16 protein-coding genes are annotated in these 20,616 nt (G+C 54.3%); 6 read left to right on the top strand and 10 right to left on the bottom strand.

What is annotated here, in order from left to right; translation table 11 throughout:
* Positions 1 to 252: 252 nt before the first annotated feature.
* Positions 253 to 1,203 carry a hypothetical protein gene (locus FLT43_RS20265; RefSeq protein ID WP_087442862.1) on the bottom strand — a complete coding sequence of 317 codons (951 nt, stop codon included), beginning with the start codon at positions 1,201 to 1,203 and terminating at the stop codon, positions 253 to 255.
* Positions 1,204 to 1,486: 283 nt separating this feature from the next.
* Here FLT43_RS20265 and FLT43_RS20260 point away from each other — a divergent pair, with 283 nt between their 5' ends.
* The 4 genes from FLT43_RS20260 to FLT43_RS20245 all read left to right on the top strand — a co-directional run bounded on the left by FLT43_RS20260 (position 1,487) and on the right by FLT43_RS20245 (position 5,649).
* Positions 1,487 to 2,188 carry a GntR family transcriptional regulator gene (locus tag FLT43_RS20260; protein ID WP_087442861.1) on the top strand — a complete coding sequence of 234 codons (702 nt, stop codon included), beginning with the start codon at positions 1,487 to 1,489 and terminating at the stop codon, positions 2,186 to 2,188.
* Between the two features lie 126 nt (positions 2,189 to 2,314).
* On the top strand, positions 2,315 to 3,307 hold the full coding sequence (locus FLT43_RS20255) for an ADP-ribosylglycohydrolase family protein (RefSeq protein WP_087442884.1): 993 nt from the start codon (positions 2,315 to 2,317) through the stop codon (positions 3,305 to 3,307).
* A gap of 56 nt (positions 3,308 to 3,363) precedes the next feature.
* A complete protein-coding gene (locus FLT43_RS20250; RefSeq protein ID WP_087442860.1) occupies positions 3,364 to 4,722 on the top strand; it encodes a purine-cytosine permease family protein in 1,359 nt (452 codons plus the stop codon).
* Between the two features lie 12 nt (positions 4,723 to 4,734).
* Positions 4,735 to 5,649 (top strand): PfkB family carbohydrate kinase, encoded by a 915-nt coding sequence (locus tag FLT43_RS20245; protein WP_087442859.1) that lies wholly within the window; start codon positions 4,735 to 4,737, stop codon positions 5,647 to 5,649.
* Between the two features lie 910 nt (positions 5,650 to 6,559).
* On the opposite strand, the gene FLT43_RS20240 is transcribed toward FLT43_RS20245, so the two are convergent.
* From FLT43_RS20240 to FLT43_RS20200, 9 genes are all read right to left on the bottom strand, one after another.
* Positions 6,560 to 7,921 carry an MATE family efflux transporter gene (locus FLT43_RS20240; protein ID WP_087442857.1) on the bottom strand — a complete coding sequence of 454 codons (1,362 nt, stop codon included), beginning with the start codon at positions 7,919 to 7,921 and terminating at the stop codon, positions 6,560 to 6,562.
* A gap of 205 nt (positions 7,922 to 8,126) precedes the next feature.
* Positions 8,127 to 9,572 (bottom strand): N-acetylglucosamine-specific PTS transporter subunit IIBC, encoded by a 1,446-nt coding sequence (gene nagE, locus FLT43_RS20235; protein ID WP_087442856.1) that lies wholly within the window; start codon positions 9,570 to 9,572, stop codon positions 8,127 to 8,129.
* A 329-nt stretch (positions 9,573 to 9,901) separates the two neighbouring features.
* Positions 9,902 to 11,467 carry a glucose-specific PTS transporter subunit IIBC gene (gene ptsG, locus FLT43_RS20230; protein ID WP_087442855.1) on the bottom strand — a complete coding sequence of 522 codons (1,566 nt, stop codon included), beginning with the start codon at positions 11,465 to 11,467 and terminating at the stop codon, positions 9,902 to 9,904.
* A gap of 351 nt (positions 11,468 to 11,818) precedes the next feature.
* Positions 11,819 to 12,676, bottom strand: a complete 858-nt coding sequence (gene glcT / locus FLT43_RS20225; RefSeq protein ID WP_174818205.1) for a glucose PTS transporter transcription antiterminator GlcT — start codon at positions 12,674 to 12,676, stop codon at positions 11,819 to 11,821.
* Between the two features lie 235 nt (positions 12,677 to 12,911).
* Positions 12,912 to 14,651, bottom strand: coding sequence for a phosphoenolpyruvate--protein phosphotransferase (ptsP, locus tag FLT43_RS20220; RefSeq protein ID WP_087442854.1), 1,740 nt, complete (start codon positions 14,649 to 14,651; stop codon positions 12,912 to 12,914).
* 126 nt (positions 14,652 to 14,777) lie between these two features.
* A complete protein-coding gene (locus tag FLT43_RS20215; RefSeq protein ID WP_006675136.1) occupies positions 14,778 to 15,038 on the bottom strand; it encodes an HPr family phosphocarrier protein in 261 nt (86 codons plus the stop codon).
* A 26-nt stretch (positions 15,039 to 15,064) separates the two neighbouring features.
* Positions 15,065 to 15,550, bottom strand: a complete 486-nt coding sequence (locus FLT43_RS20210; RefSeq protein ID WP_087442853.1) for a PTS sugar transporter subunit IIA — start codon at positions 15,548 to 15,550, stop codon at positions 15,065 to 15,067.
* Positions 15,551 to 16,406: 856 nt separating this feature from the next.
* Complete coding sequence (locus FLT43_RS20205) at positions 16,407 to 17,198, bottom strand: DeoR/GlpR family DNA-binding transcription regulator (RefSeq protein ID WP_087442852.1); 792 nt, start codon at positions 17,196 to 17,198, stop codon at positions 16,407 to 16,409.
* Between the two features lie 224 nt (positions 17,199 to 17,422).
* Positions 17,423 to 18,481 carry an SIS domain-containing protein gene (locus tag FLT43_RS20200; RefSeq protein ID WP_087442882.1) on the bottom strand — a complete coding sequence of 353 codons (1,059 nt, stop codon included), beginning with the start codon at positions 18,479 to 18,481 and terminating at the stop codon, positions 17,423 to 17,425.
* Between the two features lie 90 nt (positions 18,482 to 18,571).
* Between FLT43_RS20200 and FLT43_RS20195 the strand changes: the two genes are divergently transcribed.
* Complete coding sequence (locus tag FLT43_RS20195; RefSeq protein WP_087442851.1) at positions 18,572 to 19,441, top strand: class II fructose-bisphosphate aldolase; 870 nt, start codon at positions 18,572 to 18,574, stop codon at positions 19,439 to 19,441.
* A gap of 181 nt (positions 19,442 to 19,622) precedes the next feature.
* Positions 19,623 to 20,558, top strand: a complete 936-nt coding sequence (gene pfkB / locus FLT43_RS20190; RefSeq protein ID WP_087442850.1) for a 1-phosphofructokinase — start codon at positions 19,623 to 19,625, stop codon at positions 20,556 to 20,558.
* The last annotated feature ends 58 nt before the right edge of the window (positions 20,559 to 20,616 follow it).

Genomic DNA, 20,616 nt, shown 5'->3' with positions numbered 1-20,616 from the left:
CCATCTCTCCTTGCCTTCTTGCTTTATCGTAAGTATAGCGCTCTGGCATGAACGCCCTTCCCATTTTAAACATTCTTTATAATCATACCGCAAACGCTCTCCGTATTGGATATGTAAGCTTGGATTTCATTCCTGATTCCGCCAACATCCGCAGCAGGACGTATCCGCCGGAACGCCAATGGCCGCCCGGACTCTTCGCCGGGCGGCCATTGCGCGCTGAAGATATATTATTCAACTTAACATTACAACCGCTTAAATATCTTTCAAGTAGGTCTCGGTTCGGTATTGTTCGTCTAATGTCAAGAAAGAAAGACCTTCAAAAATCAATGCTTTTGTCTGTCGGCCCGTTGCATCCCATACAGAAGATGCCCACAAATTATCTTTAAACGCAACCTCGTTGCTTTCATCGCCTCGGAAAAATAAATCATGCAGCGGAACCGTCAACGTCCGGACGGCTCCCGGAGCATCATTGGATAAAATGTAAGAGAATTGAACATCCCCCGTGAAGTAGCTTTGGCTCTTTATTTTATAAGTGGCAGGGGATGCATACACATGAGAAATCAAAGTTCCCTTGGACATTGGCGGCAATTTGGCAGATGCGGAGGAGTTGGTAGAGAAAGTTACCGTCTTGGCATCGGACGTCCCGCTTTGATTTGAATTCGTATATTCATACGACAGTTCACCGCCAACCTCTGCTTCATTCCCGAAAAAGCTTGTTTTTACTTTGAAAGTAGCTTTAGCGCCGGCTTTATGGCTATGGGTAATCGATTTCGTCAGCGTGGAAGCGTTGGACACGGTATGCGTAAAATTATGCGATACCGTCAGTTCTTTGTCAGAACTAGGATTAAAGGCATCATGCTGTAATGTTTGGACCAATTTCTCCGGTCCTCTTTGCACCAGATCCAATTCAACCTTAAAGTCCGGAACAACGCCTTGTTCTTCCACATTGATTAGTTTCACGTCAAGCACGTCCACTCTGACGCTCGGATGCAGCCCGTTATGAATCCAGCGGACATAATTAGGAATTACTTTTCTCGCCGATTGTTCGATATTCACAACCTGCACGGCCTGGTAGTTGGACGAACGGATTTGGTTATTCGCGTTCATTGCTTCCGCGCCGGCTGCGGAAATATTCCCTGTCGGCAGTAGTACGGAAACACTTAAGATCATCATTGCGGTAAGAAGTTTTAGTTTGGCCTTCATCAAATCATCTCCCAATCCATATAAAATAAACTTTACTTCTGTAATAGCTGCTTATCGATGCCCCAGGCAAATGATGAATTTCCTGCTCCTCTCCATTCTTGATATTTTTACCTGTGAACATAATTTCACGATAACATGAATTTACTTCCAATATGACATAAGGATTGTTATATTATGTTTCGATAATATGGCCGCCAGCATGGAGATAAATGTATTTGTCGAACCTGTTCTGCTATGATACACTACTTATACGTACAACCGGATAAGATGAAAGGAGGCTTACATGCTTAATCGCAATGACTACACTCCCCTGTATGTACAGTTACAGCGGATTATTAGACAAGATATTATCAGCGGGAAGTATAAGGAAGGGGACATGATTCCTTCCGAGTCGCAAATGATGAAGATATACGGCGTCACGAGGACGACAATCCGCAAAGCGATATCGGATTTGGTCAATGAGGGCCTGTTAATGCAGGTTCAGGGAAAAGGCAACTTTGTATGCCTCCGGGAAGTGAAGCATAATATTTGGAACTTTAGCGGCTTTACCGATTATGTGACGAAGAAGAATGAAATTCCCGTCTCCAAAGTATTGGAGAAACGAATCATTACGCAGGATGAACAGCAATTTATGAAGCTGGTTCGCGTAAGAGGGGTCAAGAATAAGCTGTCCACCCTGTGGTTAACGATAGATACGTCATTGGTCCCGCTATCTGTGTTCCCGGATATTGATCAGCATGATTTCTCGCAGCAGTCGCTCTATAGCATTATGAAGCAGCAATACAATACGGTTCCCAAAAATGCGCTCCTGCAGATCGAACCGATAATGGGAGACAAGAACACGAAAGAGCTGCTTGAATACGAAGAGGATATTCCTTTGCTGCAAGCAAATGGAACCGTTATCAGCGAAGACGAAGTCGAAATCGAACAAGTGAAGGTCATCTATGGGCCCCATATGAACTTTAAAATTGTTACGAATATTTAGAATGACAGACTTCTCGTCTGCTTCTTCTTCCCTGCGCGAAGGACAAGCAGAACTCCTTTTCGTTCCGACTTGTACGTATAACCGGATAGCTGTAGGTGTGAATACTGTAAGGTGGAGGTAATGATGATGAAGAAGAAAATTGTCGGCGCTCTATACGGGATGGCCATCGGCGATGCGATGGGCATGCCTCCGGAGCTGTGGGCGAGAAGCCAGGTCAAGGAGTACTTCGGCAAAATTACGGATTTTCTCGACGGGCCGCAAGAAAACGAAGTGGCCTGCAATTTTACGAAAGGGCAATATACGGACGATACGGCGCAGGCTTTATTGATTTTGGATGCGCTCATTGAAAATAATTTTGTACCCGATACCTCTATTATTGCCCGGCATCTGTTAGACTGGGCCGATCGCATTGGCGCCTTCGACAACAATATTCTCGGGCCGAGCTCCAAGGCGGCCTTAGGAGCGATCAAGGAGGGGCAGGATCCCGAGCCCTTCACATCCAGGGCAGAGACGAACGGCGCAGCGATGCGCATCGCTCCAATCGGATGCCTGTTCAGCCGGGATCGGAAGGCGGAATTGGCTCAATATGTCTATGACATCAGCAAAGTGACGCATACGACCGACGTCGCCGTTAGCGGCGCTGCGATGGTTGCCGCAGCCGTCAGCTCCGCGCTGGAGGATCAGGATTGGGATACGATGATGCAGGATGCGCTGGAAGCTTACGATATCGCCCTGCACCTTGGAGCTGCAACGTATAGCGCATCGTTGGCGGAACGTCTGAAGCTGGCGCTTCAGTACGCGAAGCAATACGAACACGACGAAGAGCAGTTCTCCCAAAAAATCTACGATGTCATTGGAAGCGGTGTCTTGACGAGCGAGTCGGTGCCTGCCGCGCTAGCGATTGCCTATTACGCCAAGGACCCGCATCGCTGCAGTCTGTTATGCGCGAATCTGGGCGGAGATACCGATACAATCGGGGCCATGGCCACTGCCATTTGCGGAGCCAAGGCAGGAATCGATGCGATAGAGCCGCTATGGATCCGACTGATCGATGAGAGTAATTCCGTCGATCTCCATCATTACGCGAATCATCTTCTTTCCTATAGAAACAAGAATTAACGGAAGTCCGCACATCCATGCTTGGCAAATAATTGCACACAATGGGAGGAATTCGAATGAACACGCAGGAATCTTCGGTTTTTTTACCTGCTGCGGAAAGAAACGGAACGCCTAAGGAACTGTTTTTCATTTGGTTTGCCAGCAATATCGGAATTTTGGGCGTCGTCTATGGAGCGATGATTGTCGGATTTCAATTGAGCTTCCTGCAATCTCTGCTGGCTGCGGCGGCAGGCGCGCTCTCTTTCGCGTTGGTAGGCTATTTAAGCTTGGCCGGAAGAGATACAGGCGCGACGACCTTCGTTCTGTCCAGAGCCGCCTTCGGCTTTAAAGGCAACTACATCCCTACGTTTATGGGCTGGCTCAACCTCGTCGGCTGGCTGGCCGTCAACGTTGTGACAGGGACATTGACGCTATTGGCGCTGTTTAATGTTTTTGGCGTAAGCTCGAATCAATTCCTAACCGTAATGTCTCTGCTCATCTTTACCGCATTAATCATCGTCTCCAGTGTGTTCGGACAAGACGCGCTCGTCAAGATTCAAACCTTTTTCACCTATGTCTTTGGCGGTTTGACGCTTCTCGTCCTGTTAATCTTGATTCCGAAAACCAATTGGCCGGAATTGATGAATATGAGCAACGGCGATTGGTTAACCGGCTTCCTGCCTGCTGTGTCGATCATTATTGCCGGCACGGGAATCAGCTGGTCGATCGCAGCCGCCGACTACAGTTGCTATCAGAAGCCGACTCAGTCATCGCGCTCCGTATTTACCCGCGTAACATTCGGGGCGTTCATTCCGTTGTTCGTCATTATGAGCGTCGGCGTGCTGATGAGCACTTCGGTGCCGGACTTGGCGGCCTCGGCCAACCCAATCGAGGTCATTAGCCAGGCGCTGCCGCGCTGGATGACCATTCTCTACTTTGTAACCGCTCTCGGCGGCTTGATTCCGCAATGTATTATTAGCTTGAAGTCGGCGCGAGTGAATTTGGAAACGTTGAATATTCGAGTAAAAGACTCTACATCAGTCATCATTCATGCGATTATTATGATTCTGATTCCGATATACACGCTGTTCGTATCGGAAAACTTCATGGGCAACTTCCAGACGTTCCTGGGACTGCTCGGCATCGGCATGGCGGCTTGGGCGGCTACCTTCATGATCGACTATGTCAAAATTAGAAAAGCAGCCGGGTACGATCAGCGCTTGCTCGCAGACCCCGACTACAATCAGGCGAATTATCGAGGGATAATCAGTTGGTTAGCCGGCGTCATCGTCGGGTTCATGTTTACCAATTCGCCGTTTTTCGACGGTCCTTTTGCCAGAGGCATTTTCCAGGATAATAGTCTGGGCGTACTCTTGGCCTTTGCCGTAAGCGCTCTGATCTATTTCATACTCTTGTCCGCTAATTCCAGGAAATAGGAGGAAGTCAAAATGACCGATCTGATAACTCGACTGAAGAATACGCGCAGCGATGCGAAAGTGCTCGTGCTGGGCGCCGCCGTTATCGATGTGATTATCCAACTGGATTTGCTGCCCCGAACGGGAGAAGATGTGTCGGCCGAGCATAAAGAAACCCTTGTCGGCGGGTGCGCCTACAATGTAGCCCATATTTTGAAGCAATTGCAGGTCGATCACGATCTCTTCGTCCCCGTAGGTGCTGGCGCCTATGCGGATATCATCAGGAAGCAGCTGCAGGCCGACGGCTACCCGCTGCTGATCGAAGAGGATAACGGTGATAACGGCTGGAATCTATCGATTGTCGAGCAGGACGGAGAACGAACATTCATTACGATTCCCGGAATCGAAACGAAATGGAAGCCGGCTTGGTTCGAACAGCGCCGCGTGGAGCAATATGATTATATCTATTTGAGCGGCTACGAGCTGGAGGGGCCTTCCGGCCAAGTCATCCTGGACGCGTTAGCTGCCAGGAAGTCATCCTGCCGGATCATTTTCGACCCGAGCCCAAGAGTTACATTCATGGATCAGGCGACGCTGCGGCGCGTACTGGGCATGAATACGATCTTGCATTTGAATCGTGCGGAGCTGAGCGGATTAACGGGCAAGCAGGAACTGAATGACGCCGTTCAGGAGGCGCACCGGCAGACCGGCCAGCCCGTCGTAGTGACGCTGGGCCAAGGCGGCACGCTGCTCTTCACTTCCGAAGGAAGCGAAATATTGCCGGCACGCAAAGTAACCGTCGTCGACACGATCGGAGCCGGCGATTCGCATACGGGCGCCTTCATCGCTGGCCTCGCCAGCGGCTTGCCGCTGCGGGAGGCTTGTCTGCTCGGCAACGACATTGCGGGGCAGGTCGTGCAGCAGCAGGGAGGCAGATGGAGCTTCTAGCTTGCTGAAGCGGTAGCCTTGCTGGAGCGGTAGCCGGCCGGCGCAAGCCAGCGGCGGAACCAGCGCAAGTCAGCGCGAGTCAGCGCGATACCAGCGCAATACCAGCGCAAGATCAGCGCAAGATCAGCGCGATACCAGCGCGATACCAGCAGCGGCGGCGGGTTGAAGCGGTGAATCCTGCATTTATACAGGAATTTACGCTCTGTCCGCCGCTTTTCGATACAATTCCTGCAAAAGCGCATCATTTTCGCCGATATTTGCTTTCCATCCCTCGGGACGGCTTAAATTGATGCCGTTTTGCAGGATTTCGATAACGGAGAAAATGTCGCAAGCAGAAAACTGTAGTTTTGCAGCTTTTTCGGCAAGTTCGCTGTGCAAAGCAGGGCGGAGGGGGGGGCGGGGCTGTCACACTGTAGGGTAAACCTGCTTGGGACAGCCCTTTCTCTTTGCACTCCGTCATCGTCTTTTCCGCCCAATAGCCGCCGATGTCCTGAACGCGTGCCGGCGCAACCGAAGCCGCGGCTGCCGTGGACACGACCATGACAATGCTCAGCATAGCGCCAGCATACCTCGAAGGCCGCCCCATTTAGGCATTTTCATTTTTTACACCCCCATATGGGTTGTAAGTCCTGCACGCAGGCACAGCTTGAACAATCACGAATGCGGGTTGAACATGATGCAGAGCGGGTTGAACATGATTGAGAATGGATGCGGCGGATGATGTGTGGTATAGCTAGGAGTGCGGTAAAGCTAGTGGTGTGGTAAAGTTAGTGCGGCAAAGCTAGAAGTGCGGTAAAGCTAATGCGGTGCAGCTAGTGGTGCGGTGCAGCAGGGGTAATTCCCCATGATCGTTAGCCCGGAACAGACAACTGCCGCCTTCCCCTTCCAAGGAGACAGCGGCAGCCATTCCTTACATTCCCGCGGCATGCTCGGCCGGTGCTGACTTCCGAATCGTGATGCCGCTCCAATCGGTCCGGTAGAACCGAACCATAAGCGAGATGCCTAGCACCATAAGATACAGATACAGCGACAGCCATGCGCCGATGCTGCCCCATTCGAACACATAAATGAACACATAAGCAAGCGGCACGAAAATAAGCCAGCTCGTCACGAGCGACGCGCGCATCAGGAAGGTCGTGTCCCCGATTCCGCGCAGAGCGCCGGCGTAGAAATTATAAAGCGCATCGAACAGCTGCAGGAACGCCGACGTCATAATCAGAATTGCGGCAAGATGGAACACTTCCGGCTCGGTGCTGTTGTATAGCCGGGCGATCGGCTCCGCGAAAACAAATTCCGCCGCGCCTAGCAGCAGGATGAAGATCGAGCCCATAATCGCGACGTCGGTTCCGGCGCGCCGTCCCTTGAGCGGCGAGCCGCGCCCGACCTCCTGCCCGACCATGATCGTCGCCGTCGCGCCGAAGGCGAATGCCGGCATGAAGCCGAAGGCCATCACATTCAATGCAATCTCATTGGCCGCGAGGGCGGTCGTGCCCAGCCGGGCGACGAACATCGTGAAGATGAACATGGAGAGGCTCATCGAGAATTCCTGCATGCCGAGCTTGAAGCTCTCTCCGCCCAGTTCCTTCACCTCGGACGTACGGGGACGTACCCCGATCCGCGTATGGAACTGCTTATTTTTCGCGACGAAGAAGACGAACAGCGCTAGCACAAATCCGATGGCCTCCCCGGCCAGAATCGCATATCCCGCTCCGTTCAACCCCAATTCCGGCAGGCCGAAATGCCCGAACGTCAGCGCGTATACTAACGTTACAATCGTCACGTTACTGACGATGGACAAAATCATCGACGTGCGAGTGTCCCCGACGCCCCGCAGGAAGCCGTGCAGCGCGAACGAGACGATGCCGAAGGCCTGCGCGATAATCCGCAATTGCAAATAATAAGTGCCCTGGTCCGCAATCTCCTTCGAGCCGGTCGTGAGCCACAAAATATGATCGGAGAAAAAGATGCCGATCACAAGCAGCAGCATCCCGACCAACGCGCTGATGTAGAGCGCGATATAGGTGCGCCGGATGCCGTTCCGCATATCATTAGCGCCATAGTTCTGCGCCACGAGATAGTTGACCGTATGCCCGATGCCGGAGAACAGGGCGAACGCATTGTAAATGATAATATTGACCACTCCGACGATCGCAATGACAATCGCGCCGAGATGGCCAACCATGATCAGATTAACCGTGCCGACGACCGTCTGCGTCGCGAAGGAGAGCAGCGACGGGATCGCCAGCAGCAATATATTTTTCCAGTTTTTCATGTGATGGACCACCTTTTGCTCATGACAGCGAAGTCCGTTTCATGAGGACGAGTTCATCATCGGCAGACTTCGACCGGCCAAGATGGCTTGACTTCCACCCCATACCCTTTTCCATCAAGCGGATCTATGTTACCAGATCTGTCCCTCCGTTGGCTATAAAAAAATCAGGCCCCCCGTAGGCGGGAGACCTGACTCAATCGCTGCTTTACAGCTTCTTCATTTCTTCCTTCAGCAGCTCGGACTGCGTGCCGAAGACGACCTGCACATTGCCTTTGCCCAGGCGCATGACGCCGGCGGCGCCTTGCCCCTTGAGCCCCTTCTCGTCGACGAGCGACTCATCCTTCAGCGTCAGCCGCAAGCGGGTGATGCAAGCATCGAGGGAAGTGATGTTATCCTTGCCGCCGATTAGATCCAGCACTTTGACGGCCTTATCATGCAAGCTCGAATTCGCTGCACCCTTCTCCTCTTCTTCGGAAACCTCGGCGTCATCCTCCCGTCCAGGCGTTTTCAGGTTCAGCTTCACGATCATGAAGCGGAACAAGAAGTAGTAGACGGCGAAGTAGACGAGACCGATCGGAATGAGCAGTAGCGGCTTCGTCGCAAGCCCGAAGTTCAGCGTGTAGTCGATGAAGCCGGCCGAGAAGCCGAACCCGTGCTTAATGCCAAGCACCGCCGTTATGACGCCGGACAAGCCGGCCAGCAGTGCATGCACGACGTACAGCACAGGGGCCACGAACATGAAGGCGAACTCAATCGGCTCGGTAATCCCGGTCAAGAACGAAGCGACGGCGACGCTGATGAAGGCGGAAGACACGATCTTGCGCCGTTCCGGCTTCGCCGTATGAATAATCGCGAGCGCGGCGCCCGGCAAGGCGAACATCATAATCGGGAAGAACCCGGTCATGAACATGCCCGCCGTCGGATCATGGTGGAAGAAGCGCGCAATATCGCCGCGGTACACCTCTCCCGCATACTCGAACGACCCGATCTGGAACCAGGCGACGTTATTGATAATATGATGCAAGCCCGTCGGAATGAGCAGCCGGTTGACGACCATGAAAATGCCGGAACCGATCGCTTCCAGACCGACGACCCAGTTCCCGAACGCGTCAATCGCTTGTTGAATCGGACCCCAGATAATAGCAACCGGAATCCCGAGCACGAGAATCGACAGAGAAGTAACGATCGGAACGAATCGTTTGCCCCCGAAGAAGCCAAGCCAATCCGGGAGCTTGATATTATGATACCGTTTGTACATGAACGCCGCGAGACACCCTGTCAAGATCCCGCCAAGCACGCCCATATCAAGCACCAATTCATCCGGAATAAATGCAAATACTTTCGGCGTCGTCGCCAACACCTGCTGCAGGATGACATGCGCGATGACGGCGGCCAACGCGGCAACCGCATCGCCGGCCAGACCGATCGCTACGCCCACGGCAAAGATCAGCGGCAGCTGCTTGAAGATCGTATCGCCGCCTGCCAGCAAATACGGCGCAACGTACTGGTTCATAAAGCCGCCGACCGAAGCACCAAAATGAAACTCATTGACATAATCGATTGCGCCGAAGCGCAGCAAGATGGCTGCTGCAGGCAGTGTTGCGACCGGCAGCATGAGGGCACGGCCAATTTTCTGCAAAAAGCCTAGCATGGAAGGTATCCTCCTTTAGAGAGATAGTTAAAGTATGGATTAAAGGGTGAAGAAATATTCTCCAACCCGTCATCACCGCAAATCGCCACGCCGGCGGCCCGGCATCGAAAAAAGGCATGAGCCTGCAGCAAGACACACCCGCGCGAACGGATGGTCCCGGCAAGCTCATGCCTAGTCGAACTAGTAACACGCTTGATACGGTATGATGTTCTATCTTATTCGGTATCCCGGCAGATTAGACGATTCAACCGCAGCGCACTATGGGCCGCATTGGCTTCCGGGACTCTGGATCAGGATCCCTGGGCTCTTCTACGGTGCTGGGAGAGTTCTTAGGATTCTCCCATATATTCCTCGATTTCGTTTTTGATAATCGTGACCTGCGGCCCGTAAATGACCTGAACGCCGTTGCCTTTCACAATGACCGCCTTGGCTCCGGTTTCCTTCAGCTTATCCTCCTGAACGCCATCCACCTGGAATACCGAGACGCGAAGGCGTGTGGCGCAGCAGTCCAAATCCTTAATATTATCCTGTCCGCCAAGCGCCTGAAGCACGGCCTGGGCTCTCGCTTCGCCGGCAGACGCCGCTCCCGCGGACGCTTCCCCGTCCTTGGCTGCTCCGCCCTCCGCTTCTTCCTCGCGGCCCGGCGTTCTCAAGTTGAATTTGACAATCAAGAACCGGAACGTGAAATAGTACAAGCAGAACCAGACGGCGCCGATAACCGGAACCATCAGCCAGTTGGTCTTGGCTTGGCCCTGCAGCATCCCGAAAAGAATAAAGTCAATCAAGCCTCCGGAGAAGGTCTGGCCGATCGTAATCTGGAAAATATGCGCCAGCATGAAGGCCAAGCCGTCAAAAAACGCATGAATCACATACAGGAACGGCGCGATAAACAAGAACGAAAATTCCAGCGGCTCCGTAATTCCTGTCAGGAATGACGTCAACGCGGCGGACAGCATCAGACCGAAGACCACCTTCTTCTTCTCCGGCTTGGCTGTGTGATAAATCGCCAATGCGGCTCCCAGCAAGCCAAACATCATCGTAATAAAGCGGCCGGACATGAACCGTGCAGTCCCGATGAAAAACTTCTCTGTGCTCGGATCCGCCAACTGGGCGAAGAAAATCTTCTGCGTGCCTTCAACCAATTGCCCGCCGACTTCCATCGAGCCTCCGAGACCCGTCGTCCAGAATGGCATGTAGAAGATGTGATGCAAGCCCAGCGGTCCAAGCAAACGCAGGATGAATCCATAGAACAGCGTACCGATATAGCCAGTCGCTTCCACGAGCCCGCCCGCTTGGAAAATAACGGATTGAATCGCCGGCCAGACGAAGTACATCACAACGCCGACAAAAATCGCGGCAAACGAGGTCACGATCGGAATAAAACGCGATCCTCCGAAAAAGCCTAAAAACTGCGGCAATTGAATTTTATTATACCGGTTATGAAGAATCGAGGTGACCAGACCGACAATCACACCGCCGAACACGCCGGTTTCCAGCGTCTGAATGCCCAGAACCATGCCTTGGCCGACGGAAGCGAGATTATCGGCCGCCAGGTTGCCTGTAATAACAAGCATGGCGCTGATCGTCGCGTTCATGACCAGGTACCCAAGCCCGGCCGCGAGACCGGCCGTTCCTTTGTCCGATCGGGCCAGACCGACGGCCACGCCGATTGCGAACAGGAGCGCCAGATTGGCGAACACGATGCTGCCGGCACTGCTCATAATCGTAAATATATGCTGCAGCCAAGGCACATCCAGGAACGGATAAGTGCTTACGGTATTCGGATTGGACAGCGCCCCGCCGATACCCAGCAGAAGTCCTGCAGCAGGAAGGACCGCAATAGGGAGCATAAATGATTTGCCAAATCGCTGCGCCTTCTCAAAGAAGTTATTCATCTTATTTTCCCTCTTTCAGCTGAAAATGTAGTTGCCTTCTTCGGAGTTATGTGAATTGCGATCAGATTCCCGCTTGTGAACTGCAATGAAGCACATGAACCGCACTGAAGCACAGCACATGAACCGCAGTGAATCAAAGGAACTACGGTCTAAGGTAATACAAGTATGGATTAAAGGCGGAAGAAATATTCCCCAGCCTGTCATCGCCCCGATTCGCCGCCGGGATGGCCAGGACAGCGAAAAAAGACATGAGCCTGCAGCAGGACAACATCCGCGCGAAGCGGATGGTTCCGGCAAGCTCATGCCTAGTCGTACTAGTAACACGCTTGATTCAGTATAATCCTGTCTATGTTATTCGGCATCCCGATGAAATAGACGGTACAAGTGCATGGCAATATAGGCTGTCTCGTCTTCCGACACCGGCGCTTTCAACTGCGCGCTCATCAGCTTCGCGCATTCACCGGCGACCTCGTATTCATAAGGAGCCATCTCCTGCATCCGGTCACGGAACGGATTGCGGGAATGCTTGCCCTGGCGGATACGCTCTATCGCGAAGCGGAGATGGGTAACGAGCCGCAAATAATCGATGCTGTCCTTCGGAATCGGACTTCCCCGCCGCGCTTCGATGAGTCCAACCAGTTCCCGCAGCAGATGATTGTGCTGGACCACATTGTTGACCGGGACATGGGCGACGGCCGATTGGATATGGATCGTCAGGAACCCGATCTCATCCTCCGGCACCTCGACGCCGAACTGGCGTCCGATAATCTCCGCGGCACGGGAAGCGAGCTCGTATTCCTTCGGGTTCAGCGTCCGGATTTCCCATAGAAACGGATTTTCGATCTCGATCTGGTGCCGCAGCCGGTACAACGCATATTCGATGTGGCTCGGCAGGGCCAAATGAATATGCTCATTCAGATCGGGAGTAAATTCGGAAGCGACGAGAGAAATGATCTGTTCCGATACGTCAATCACTTCTGGATCAATCTGCTCGAACAGCATCTGATATTGCGAGAGATTCTGCTTATTGTCCAAATAAAACGTCTTCTCAATTCGCGGATCGCCGGAAAGAAGCGGCTGCCCGGGCTTCGCCCCGAACCCGATTCCTTTTCCCATGAGAATGGTTTCCTTGTCCGTCAGCACTTCCTTCGCCAACACAACATTGTTGCTTAAGGCGCGCATAATCTCAAAGCGGCGTTCGCTAGACAACGGTAAGCTCCTTTCTCATCAGACGGGTGATTGCGAGCAGAAAATGGAAACGGTTACGAAAAAATCGTCATCCTTGTAAGTTTATTGTAAAACAGCATGAAGCCATCTTCAATAAAAAATAAAAAAAAGTCAAGATTTTGATGAACATTGTCGAAAAGTGTCAAGTTTGAGGAAGAAAGCCCTGCTTCCTCCCTCAAGCCTGTAACAAGCTGTCTTATTATTTCAAGCTGCCTGATTATATCGTCAGCTCCTGAATAGCCGGAATGCGTTCTACGACAAGATACTGGATCTCTTCAGCCGTCTTCAGCCGCAGCGCTTCCTCGGCCAATGGCTTCATCGCTTCCCGATCGAGCCGGCTCAGCAGCACGCGTGCCGGAAGGACCGAGCTAGCGCTCATGCTGAACTCATCCAGACCGAGGCCAAGCAACAGCGGAATCGCCTTGAGATTGCCGGCCATCTCTCCGCACATGCCGGCCCACTTGCCGCGGCTATGCGCCGCATCGATGACCATCTTAATGAGCCGCAGCACGGACGGATGGAACGGCTGCGACAGATGCGACACCTGCTGGTTCATGCGGTCGGCAGCCATCGTATATTGAACCAAGTCATTGGTGCCGATCGAGAAGAAGTCGACTTCTTCGGCCAACTGGTCGGCGGCAATCGCCGCGGCCGGCACCTCGATCATAATCCCGACTTCCATCTCGCGGTTATAAGCCACGCCTTCCGCGTCCAGCTCCTGCCGCGCTTCGGCGAGCAGTTCGTTCGCTGCCCGCAGCTCGGTAATTGTCGCGATCATCGGGTACATCAGCTTGATGTTGCCGTGCGCGCTGGCGCGGAGAATAGCTCTCAGCTGCGTCTTGAACAGATCTTTGCGGTCAAGACAGAGCCGGATCGCGCGGTAACCGAGGAACGGATTCATCTCCTTCGGCAGCTCCAGATAAGACAATTCCTTGTCTCCTCCGATATCCAGCGTCCGGATCACGATCGGCTTCTCCGCTCCCATCGTCTGGCAGACCGCCGTATAGGCATGATACTGCTCCTCTTCCGAAGGGAAGTTGTCGCGGCCCATGTAGAGGAACTCCGTGCGGAACAGGCCAACGCCTTCTGCTCCGTGATTCCGGGCGCCAAGCGCATCCTGCGGATTGCCGATATTGGCAACCAGCTCGACCTGATGGCCGTCTGCCGTCACCGAAGGCCGATCCTTATACTGCTTCATCTCTTCCCGGCGCAGCTCGAACTTCTCCTTCTTCTCCCGGTAGGCGGCCAGCGTCTCGGCATCGGGATCGATCAGCACAATGCCGCTGGATCCGTCCACAATGACCATCTGTCCCGTCTTCACGCTATGCATCGCATCCGTCAGCCCGACCACCGCCGGAATCTCCATCGAGCGGGCCATAATCGCGGAGTGCGACGTGCGTCCGCCTATCTGCGTAACGAATCCGGCCACCTTGGACCGATCCAGCTGCGCCGTGTCGGAAGGCGTCAGATCATTGGCGAACAGGACGACCGCTTCGGCGAAATCAGTCAGCGAAGCCGCCTTGGCGCCGGAAAGATGGCGCTGCACCCGCTTGCTGACATCGCGGAAGTCGGCTGCCCGCTCGCGCAAGTATTCATCATCCATGCCGGCAAAGATCGCGACCAACTGCTCGGTCACCTCATGCAGCGCATATTCGGCGTTTACATTCATGGCACGAATCTGCGCGATCGCCTGCCCGATGAATTCCTCATCCTCCAAAAGGAGCTGATGCGTAGCGAAGATCTCCGCCTCATGTTCTCCAAGCCGGGCCGCCGTGCTTGCCTTTATCTTTTCCAGTTCTTCCTTCGACTGTGCAACCGCATTCTGAAGCCGCTCTACTTCTGCATCCGCTTCGCCGGGAGCGATGTCTGCCCGTTCTACCGAAGCTTCCTGCTCCTGCAGGACGAACGCTTGCCCGATAGCATAGCCGGAGGCGGCGGCAATCCCTTGTAGCAACATGACGGTTCCTCCACTCCTTTTGTTTTCAATCCCGTCTGTATCGTGTCTATCGTGTCTATTGTGTCTATTGTGTCGTATCGGCATAACTTCGCCGTTCGTCATATCTATAACCGTATCTCTCGCGAATTAATCGAGAACGGATTCCAACACGGCGCCTACGGCATCGATCGCCTGCTCTGCTTTATCGCCTTCAGCCGACACCGTAATAACGTCGCCGGCCTTCATGCCAAGCGTCAGGACACCCGTGATGCTTTTCGCGCTAACTTTGCGCCCGTTGAACTCCAGAGACACTTGCGAATCCGGGAACTCAGCCGCTTTTTTCATAATGGCTCCCGCCGGGCGAGCATGCACGCCTTGCGGATTTTTGATCGTGAATTGCTTCTCCATGATGGCCTCCTCTTTTCACAAAAAACCTATTTTTTCATTACGATTTCCATAATTTCCGTCTCATTCTTCTTAACGGGACCAAGCTTCGTCTTCAATTCGGCGACCGCATCGCCATTCGCGACGACCACCGGCGTGATTACAGGAAGGCCCGCTTCACGAATCCGATCCATATCGAACTCGATCAAAACATCGCCCTGCTTCACTTTGTCTCCCGACTTCACATGCGGAGTGAACGGCTCGCCCTTCAGAGACACCGTATTCACGCCGATATGGAACAGCAGCTCCAATCCCGATTCATGCCCCAGCACGAGCGAGTGATGAGAATCAATCAGATGGATGACATGCCCGTCGAACGGTGCAACCAGAACCCCTTGGTCCGGCTCAATCGCAAGGCCGTCTCCGATAATTTTTTGGGCGAATGCCGGATCGTCCACTTGTTCCAGAGGAACCGCATTGCCAGTTATAGGTGCAACGACCGATATCGTTTTCTTTTTCTTGCCAAGTCCAAACATGTGAATTCCTCCTCGTAGTAAGCACTGATGATGCCCTGCCGCGCATCCGCAGCCGAAGCACGGAATAGGACCAATAACGGGAATCCCTGCAAAGTGGTTATCTCTCGTACAAAGCAAAAAAGGCATGGGCTAAAGCATGCAGTTCACGCTGTGAACGGCCGCTTAGCTCATGCCTAGTCGTACTAGTAACACGCTGCTTGCAGTGTAAATGTCAACACTATTCTAACATGAGCGCATACGGGTTGCAAGCGGTCGTAACGTCTGTTACCAAAATGACATAATCGCCAAGAGCTGTAAGTGGGCGGTTATCCATTAAGATGTGCGTTCCGGGATAAAATCATACCGCTGACCTGCGCAGCTCCCCTATAGCGTCGCACCGCCTGATCGGGACGGTTGAGCTTCACCCGCCGCACGCCACCTGCCACACTGCCTGATGGGGACGGGTGGGCCTCGCGCTGCCGCGCCGCCACCTGCCACACCCCTATGGGGACGGGTGGGCCTCCTGCCCGACGGCAGAGAAAGTAACGGCTCTCGGCTCCGCTTTATGTATCAATAGAATGCGTTCGCACGCTCCCACCGCCCAATTTTAGATAAATAATTCTTTTTGTTCGGCTAGATCCCGCCAAAGCTGCAATAATACAGGAATTTGACTGGGACGAAGCTGCGGCACGGGCAATCCTGCAAATATGCAGCAATTACCTTCGTCGAGGCTTAGAAAAGGAGACAATGTGGAAAAAAGATGCTGATATGCAGCATTTCCGCCAATAAGCGCCTTTTAGGGTAGAAAATACTGTACTGGTGCAGCTTTGGTCCGCCCGTACTTCTTACTCCCCGCCAAAATAAAAAAGCCCGCCTCTCAATCCGGAAGCTGGGCATAATAACAAGCTATTCCTGCCTGTTCGAGGGCCGAAGCCATGTCTTCCGGCAGTTCGTGATCCGTAATGCAGGCTGTTAACTCCCCGATGGAGGCGACGGAGAACAGCGAGGCCTTGCCGACCTTCGTATGATCGAACACTGCGATCGTCTGCTGCGCCTGCCGCATCAGCATCTGAGCGGTCTGCGCTTCCAACTCGGAGTACGTCGTAATGCCCTTCGCCGGGGAGAAACCGTCAATCCCCATAAAAAGCTTCTCGATATTGAGATGCTCGATCGTGCGCTCCGCCAGCGGGCCGCATAGCTCGAAGCTGTTGCTGCGCATGACGCCGCCGATGACGACGACCTGAATGCCGTCGCAGTCCGACAGCTCCATCGCAATGTTCACCGCATTGGTAACGACGGTAATGCCTTGCCGCTCCTTCAGCAGCTTCGCAATCAGGAAGGTGGTCGTGCCGCCGGTAAGACAGATGCTGTCGCCTTCTTCAATGAAATCAAGCGCCCGCTTGGCGATGGCTTCCTTCTCCAGCCACAACAGCTGGCGCTTCTCCGCGAACGGGACTTCCCGGATCGCTCCCGCCCCTTCGAATATCGCTCCCCCGATAGTGCGAATCAGCTCGCCCATCCGCTCCAATACGTCCAGATCCCGGCGTGCTGTCGCCTCCGAGCAATCGAAGTTCTCGATAATTTCCGGTATCGTTATGCGGCCGTTCTGCTTCAATCGCTGTAAAATCTGCCTGCGGCGCTGCTCGCCTTTGGATAACGTCTCACTCATTATTCACTACACTCCTATCATGACTCCCCCGCATATCATGACTCCCCCGCAGCAGGCAGGGGGCGGGTATCCCCGTCCTAAGCATCGCCGTCCTAAGGATAACGGGATAATTCCCTCTCCCGGCGATGTCCGCCCCTGCTCGCCTGCGCTAGGGGAACCGCAACGCGCTATGGCCGGCTCACGGGCCATGGTAGCTCCTGCCCGGAACCGGGGCCATGCCGCTTCTATTCAATGGCTACGAATTGAGTCAAGTTGCGCGGATCGTCCGGGTTCAAGCCGCGGGTTACCGCCGTATAATAACCATTATATTGTACATATGGCAAATACAAAACCGCTCGGGCCTCATCGCTCGCATCTCTATGCCCCACCTCGAAAACGAGATCGGCAAATGCGGTGTCCGCTCCCGCTTGGGCAGTAATAATGACGACCGTTGCCCCGTACTGCGTCATCTCTTCCGCCACCTTCAGCTCGAAGGAGCGGGCTTGTTCGGACAACAGCAGCACGATTTGGGTGTTCGCATCGACGATCGATTTCGGACCGTGGCGGAATTCCAGCGTGCCGTAAGCCTCGGTCCATGTATACGTCATTTCCTTCAGCTTCAGGCAGGCCTCCAGCGCCAACCCGTACAGCGCACCCATGCCCAGATAAATCGTTCGGTCGAATTGATGCGCTTCAACCCATGCTTTTACCTTGTCATCCGCCATTGTAACCAACGCCGCATCAGATTGCAATACGGCTTCGAGCTCGCGGTAAGCCGCTTCACTGCCGGAAGCAAGGGCGATTGCCGCCTGCATGAGGAACGTCATGCTGCTGAGCGATTTGGTCATCACCGTGCTCTTCTCCGCTCCCGATGGAGAGACGAGGCATTCCGTCATCTTCGCCATCTTGCTCTCCGGGTGACATGTAATGCCGCAAATCGTCCAGTTCGGCAGATCGGCGACCGATTCGAGCGCCAGAATGACTTCATGTGATTCGCCGGAACGGGATACCCCGACCAGCAGCGTCTTCTTCGATGGTGTCACGGTCTGGTTGCGGAACAAGAACAGCTCCGAGGAAGGAATGGCGGACGCGCTCTTGCCCGTCCATGCGCGGTACGTCGCCGCCATCGTCATCGCCTGGTACCAGGATGAGCCGGATCCGATAAATATGATCTCCTCGAACTGCGCGTTTCCTACATATTTATCTATCCATCCGCGCTGGGATTGAAGTTGATTCCATGCGTCTCGAAGCGCGGCAGCTTGCTCGCTGATTTCCCGGTACGTATGCGTATCTTGAATTGACATCTCCCAAATTCCTCCCTTATAATCATCTATAATGAAATTATAAATCATAATTTTGATTGAATCAATCATTAACTGCTGGAGGTTACAATTATGGGACATCTCATCAGCTCAACTTCAATGCTGCAGGCCGCCCGCGAGCATGGCTTCGGAATTACCGCATTCAACGTGCACACTCTAGAAATGCTGCAAGCGGTAGTGGAAGCGGCCGAAGACACCCGATCTCCGCTCATTTTGCAGACAACGGTCGGCACCGTGAAGCATCTCGGTCCGGAATATATCGTAGCCGCGGCGACGACCGCGGCGAAGCTCTCCTCGGTTCCGATCGCGCTCCATCTAGATCATTGCACTGATTACGATTTAATCGTCCGCTGCATCCGCGCAGGCTACACCTCAGTCATGATCGACGCTTCCATGCATCCTTATAACGACAATGTGCGGATGACACAGGAGGTCGTGCGCGTAGCCCTAGCGGCCGGGGTCAATGTCGAAGCCGAACTGGGCAAGGTCGGCGGCGTGGAAGATGATATCGTCGTCGAGGAGGAAGACGCCCGCCTGGCCGTGCCGGAGGAATGCGCCGCCTTCGTCGCCGCGACCGGCGTGCCGACGCTGGCGCCTGCCATCGGAACCGCGCACGGCATCTATAAGGGAGAGCCGAAGATCGCCTTCGACCGGCTGGAGCAGATCGCGAAGCTGGTCGCCGTTCCGCTTGTCCTGCACGGCGGTTCCGGCATTCCGGAAGACCAGGTGAAGCGCTGCGTGAAGCTCGGCATGGCGAAGATGAATGTCGCGACCGAGCTGCGCATCGCCTTCTCCGACGCCATCAAGGACATCTTCGCGGCCAATCCGGATGAGAACGATCCGCGCAAATATATGATTCCAGCCAAGCAAGCCGTCAAGGCGCTGGCGATTCAGAAAATGGAGATGGCCGGTTGCCTCGGCCAGGCGGACGCCGTCCGCTAATCTCGTTGGCCAACTCACGGGCACTTCACGGCGGCGGAACCACCGCCCCAATTGTATCTGTTAGAATGAAGCGGTACCGTCCACTTCTTGCCGCTGCAGCCGAGACCGTACCGCCATTTCGCCACCTTTGGCGTAGAACGGGATTCCCTGCAGCAGCAGAATTGTTGAAAGGAGAAGCGACATGATTACGACCGTGACCCTCAATGCGGCGATCGACAAAACCTATATCGTACCCGGCTTCGCACTCGATAAGCTGTACCGGGTGGAGCAGATGACCGCCACCGCCGGCGGCAAAGGGATCAATGTCGCCCGCGTCATTCATGCGCTAGGCGAAGAAGTGACGGCCTCCGGGTTCGCGGCCGGCTTCCACGGGCAGATGATTCTGCACAAGCTGAGCGAGGAAGGGATTCCCGCGGATTTCGTGCACGTGGAAGGTGAATCGCGGGTATGCCTCAACATTTTGGATCCGTGGCACGGGACGCAGACCGAGCTGCTGGAGCAAGGGCCGGCCGTAACCCTGACCGATCTCGACGCGATTCGGAGCAAAGTCGCGACGCTCGCCGCCCGGTCCACTCACATCGTACTCTCAGGGAGCCTGCCGCAGGGCTGTCCCCCCGCACTCTATGCCGAATTGATAGAGATCGCGCGCCGTGCGGGCGCGATCCCGATTCTGGACACGAGCGGCGCCGCGTTGGAGGAAGGGGTGAAGAGCGCGCCCGCGCTAATCAAACCGAATGAGCATGAGGTAGGCAAGCTCACCGGCGAAGGCGCCGATGCCTCCGAAGACGAAGTGATGCCGGCCATCCGGCGGCTGATGGCGTCCGGCATCGAGCGGGTTGTCGTCTCGCTTGGCGCCCGCGGAGCGTTGGCTGGTGTCCGGGGCGCCCTCTACCGCGTCGCCCTGCCTGCGGTCAAGGCGATCAATCCCGTCGGCAGCGGCGATTCCATGGTCGCCGGGCTTGTGGTCGCCGATAAGCGCGGCCTGTCTGCGGAAGACGGCCTCATTCTCGGCGCCGCTTGCGGCACGGCCAACGCGCTGATGCCCTCCGCCGGGCAAGTGCGGCTGGACGATGTCGAATCGCTTCGCACACAGATTCAAGTCGAACGAATCGGATAAACGGGAACAGGCCGCCTGTAGTGCACAATGCACCGCAGGCGGCCTATTTGCTTCGGCT

Origin of the sequence: Paenibacillus thiaminolyticus (genome assembly GCF_007066085.1) — a bacterium.
Taxonomy (GTDB): domain Bacteria; phylum Bacillota; class Bacilli; order Paenibacillales; family Paenibacillaceae; genus Paenibacillus_B; species Paenibacillus_B thiaminolyticus.
Note: the sequence above shows the minus strand (reverse complement) of the source record. Positions and strands in the feature narration are given on the sequence as shown.

Bases quoted from the DNA above. Each gene is read 5' to 3' on its own strand.
- FLT43_RS20205 (WP_087442852.1), bottom strand. From the start codon at position 17,198: ATGAGTGAGACGTTATCCAAAGGCGAGCAGCGCCGCAGGCAGATTTTA.
- FLT43_RS20195 (WP_087442851.1), top strand. From the start codon at position 18,572: ATGGGACATCTCATCAGCTCAACTTCAATGCTGCAGGCCGCCCGCGAG.
- FLT43_RS20240 (WP_087442857.1), bottom strand. From the start codon at position 7,921: ATGAAAAACTGGAAAAATATATTGCTGCTGGCGATCCCGTCGCTGCTC.
- FLT43_RS20255 (WP_087442884.1), top strand. From the start codon at position 2,315: ATGAAGAAGAAAATTGTCGGCGCTCTATACGGGATGGCCATCGGCGAT.
- nagE (WP_087442856.1), bottom strand. From the start codon at position 9,572: ATGCTAGGCTTTTTGCAGAAAATTGGCCGTGCCCTCATGCTGCCGGTC.
- FLT43_RS20200 (WP_087442882.1), bottom strand. From the start codon at position 18,481: ATGTCAATTCAAGATACGCATACGTACCGGGAAATCAGCGAGCAAGCT.
- ptsP (WP_087442854.1), bottom strand. From the start codon at position 14,651: ATGTTGCTACAAGGGATTGCCGCCGCCTCCGGCTATGCTATCGGGCAA.
- FLT43_RS20265 (WP_087442862.1), bottom strand. From the start codon at position 1,203: ATGAAGGCCAAACTAAAACTTCTTACCGCAATGATGATCTTAAGTGTT.
- FLT43_RS20210 (WP_087442853.1), bottom strand. From the start codon at position 15,550: ATGTTTGGACTTGGCAAGAAAAAGAAAACGATATCGGTCGTTGCACCT.
- FLT43_RS20215 (WP_006675136.1), bottom strand. From the start codon at position 15,038: ATGGAGAAGCAATTCACGATCAAAAATCCGCAAGGCGTGCATGCTCGC.
- FLT43_RS20245 (WP_087442859.1), top strand. From the start codon at position 4,735: ATGACCGATCTGATAACTCGACTGAAGAATACGCGCAGCGATGCGAAA.
- ptsG (WP_087442855.1), bottom strand. From the start codon at position 11,467: ATGAATAACTTCTTTGAGAAGGCGCAGCGATTTGGCAAATCATTTATG.
- FLT43_RS20260 (WP_087442861.1), top strand. From the start codon at position 1,487: ATGCTTAATCGCAATGACTACACTCCCCTGTATGTACAGTTACAGCGG.
- FLT43_RS20250 (WP_087442860.1), top strand. From the start codon at position 3,364: ATGAACACGCAGGAATCTTCGGTTTTTTTACCTGCTGCGGAAAGAAAC.
- pfkB (WP_087442850.1), top strand. From the start codon at position 19,623: ATGATTACGACCGTGACCCTCAATGCGGCGATCGACAAAACCTATATC.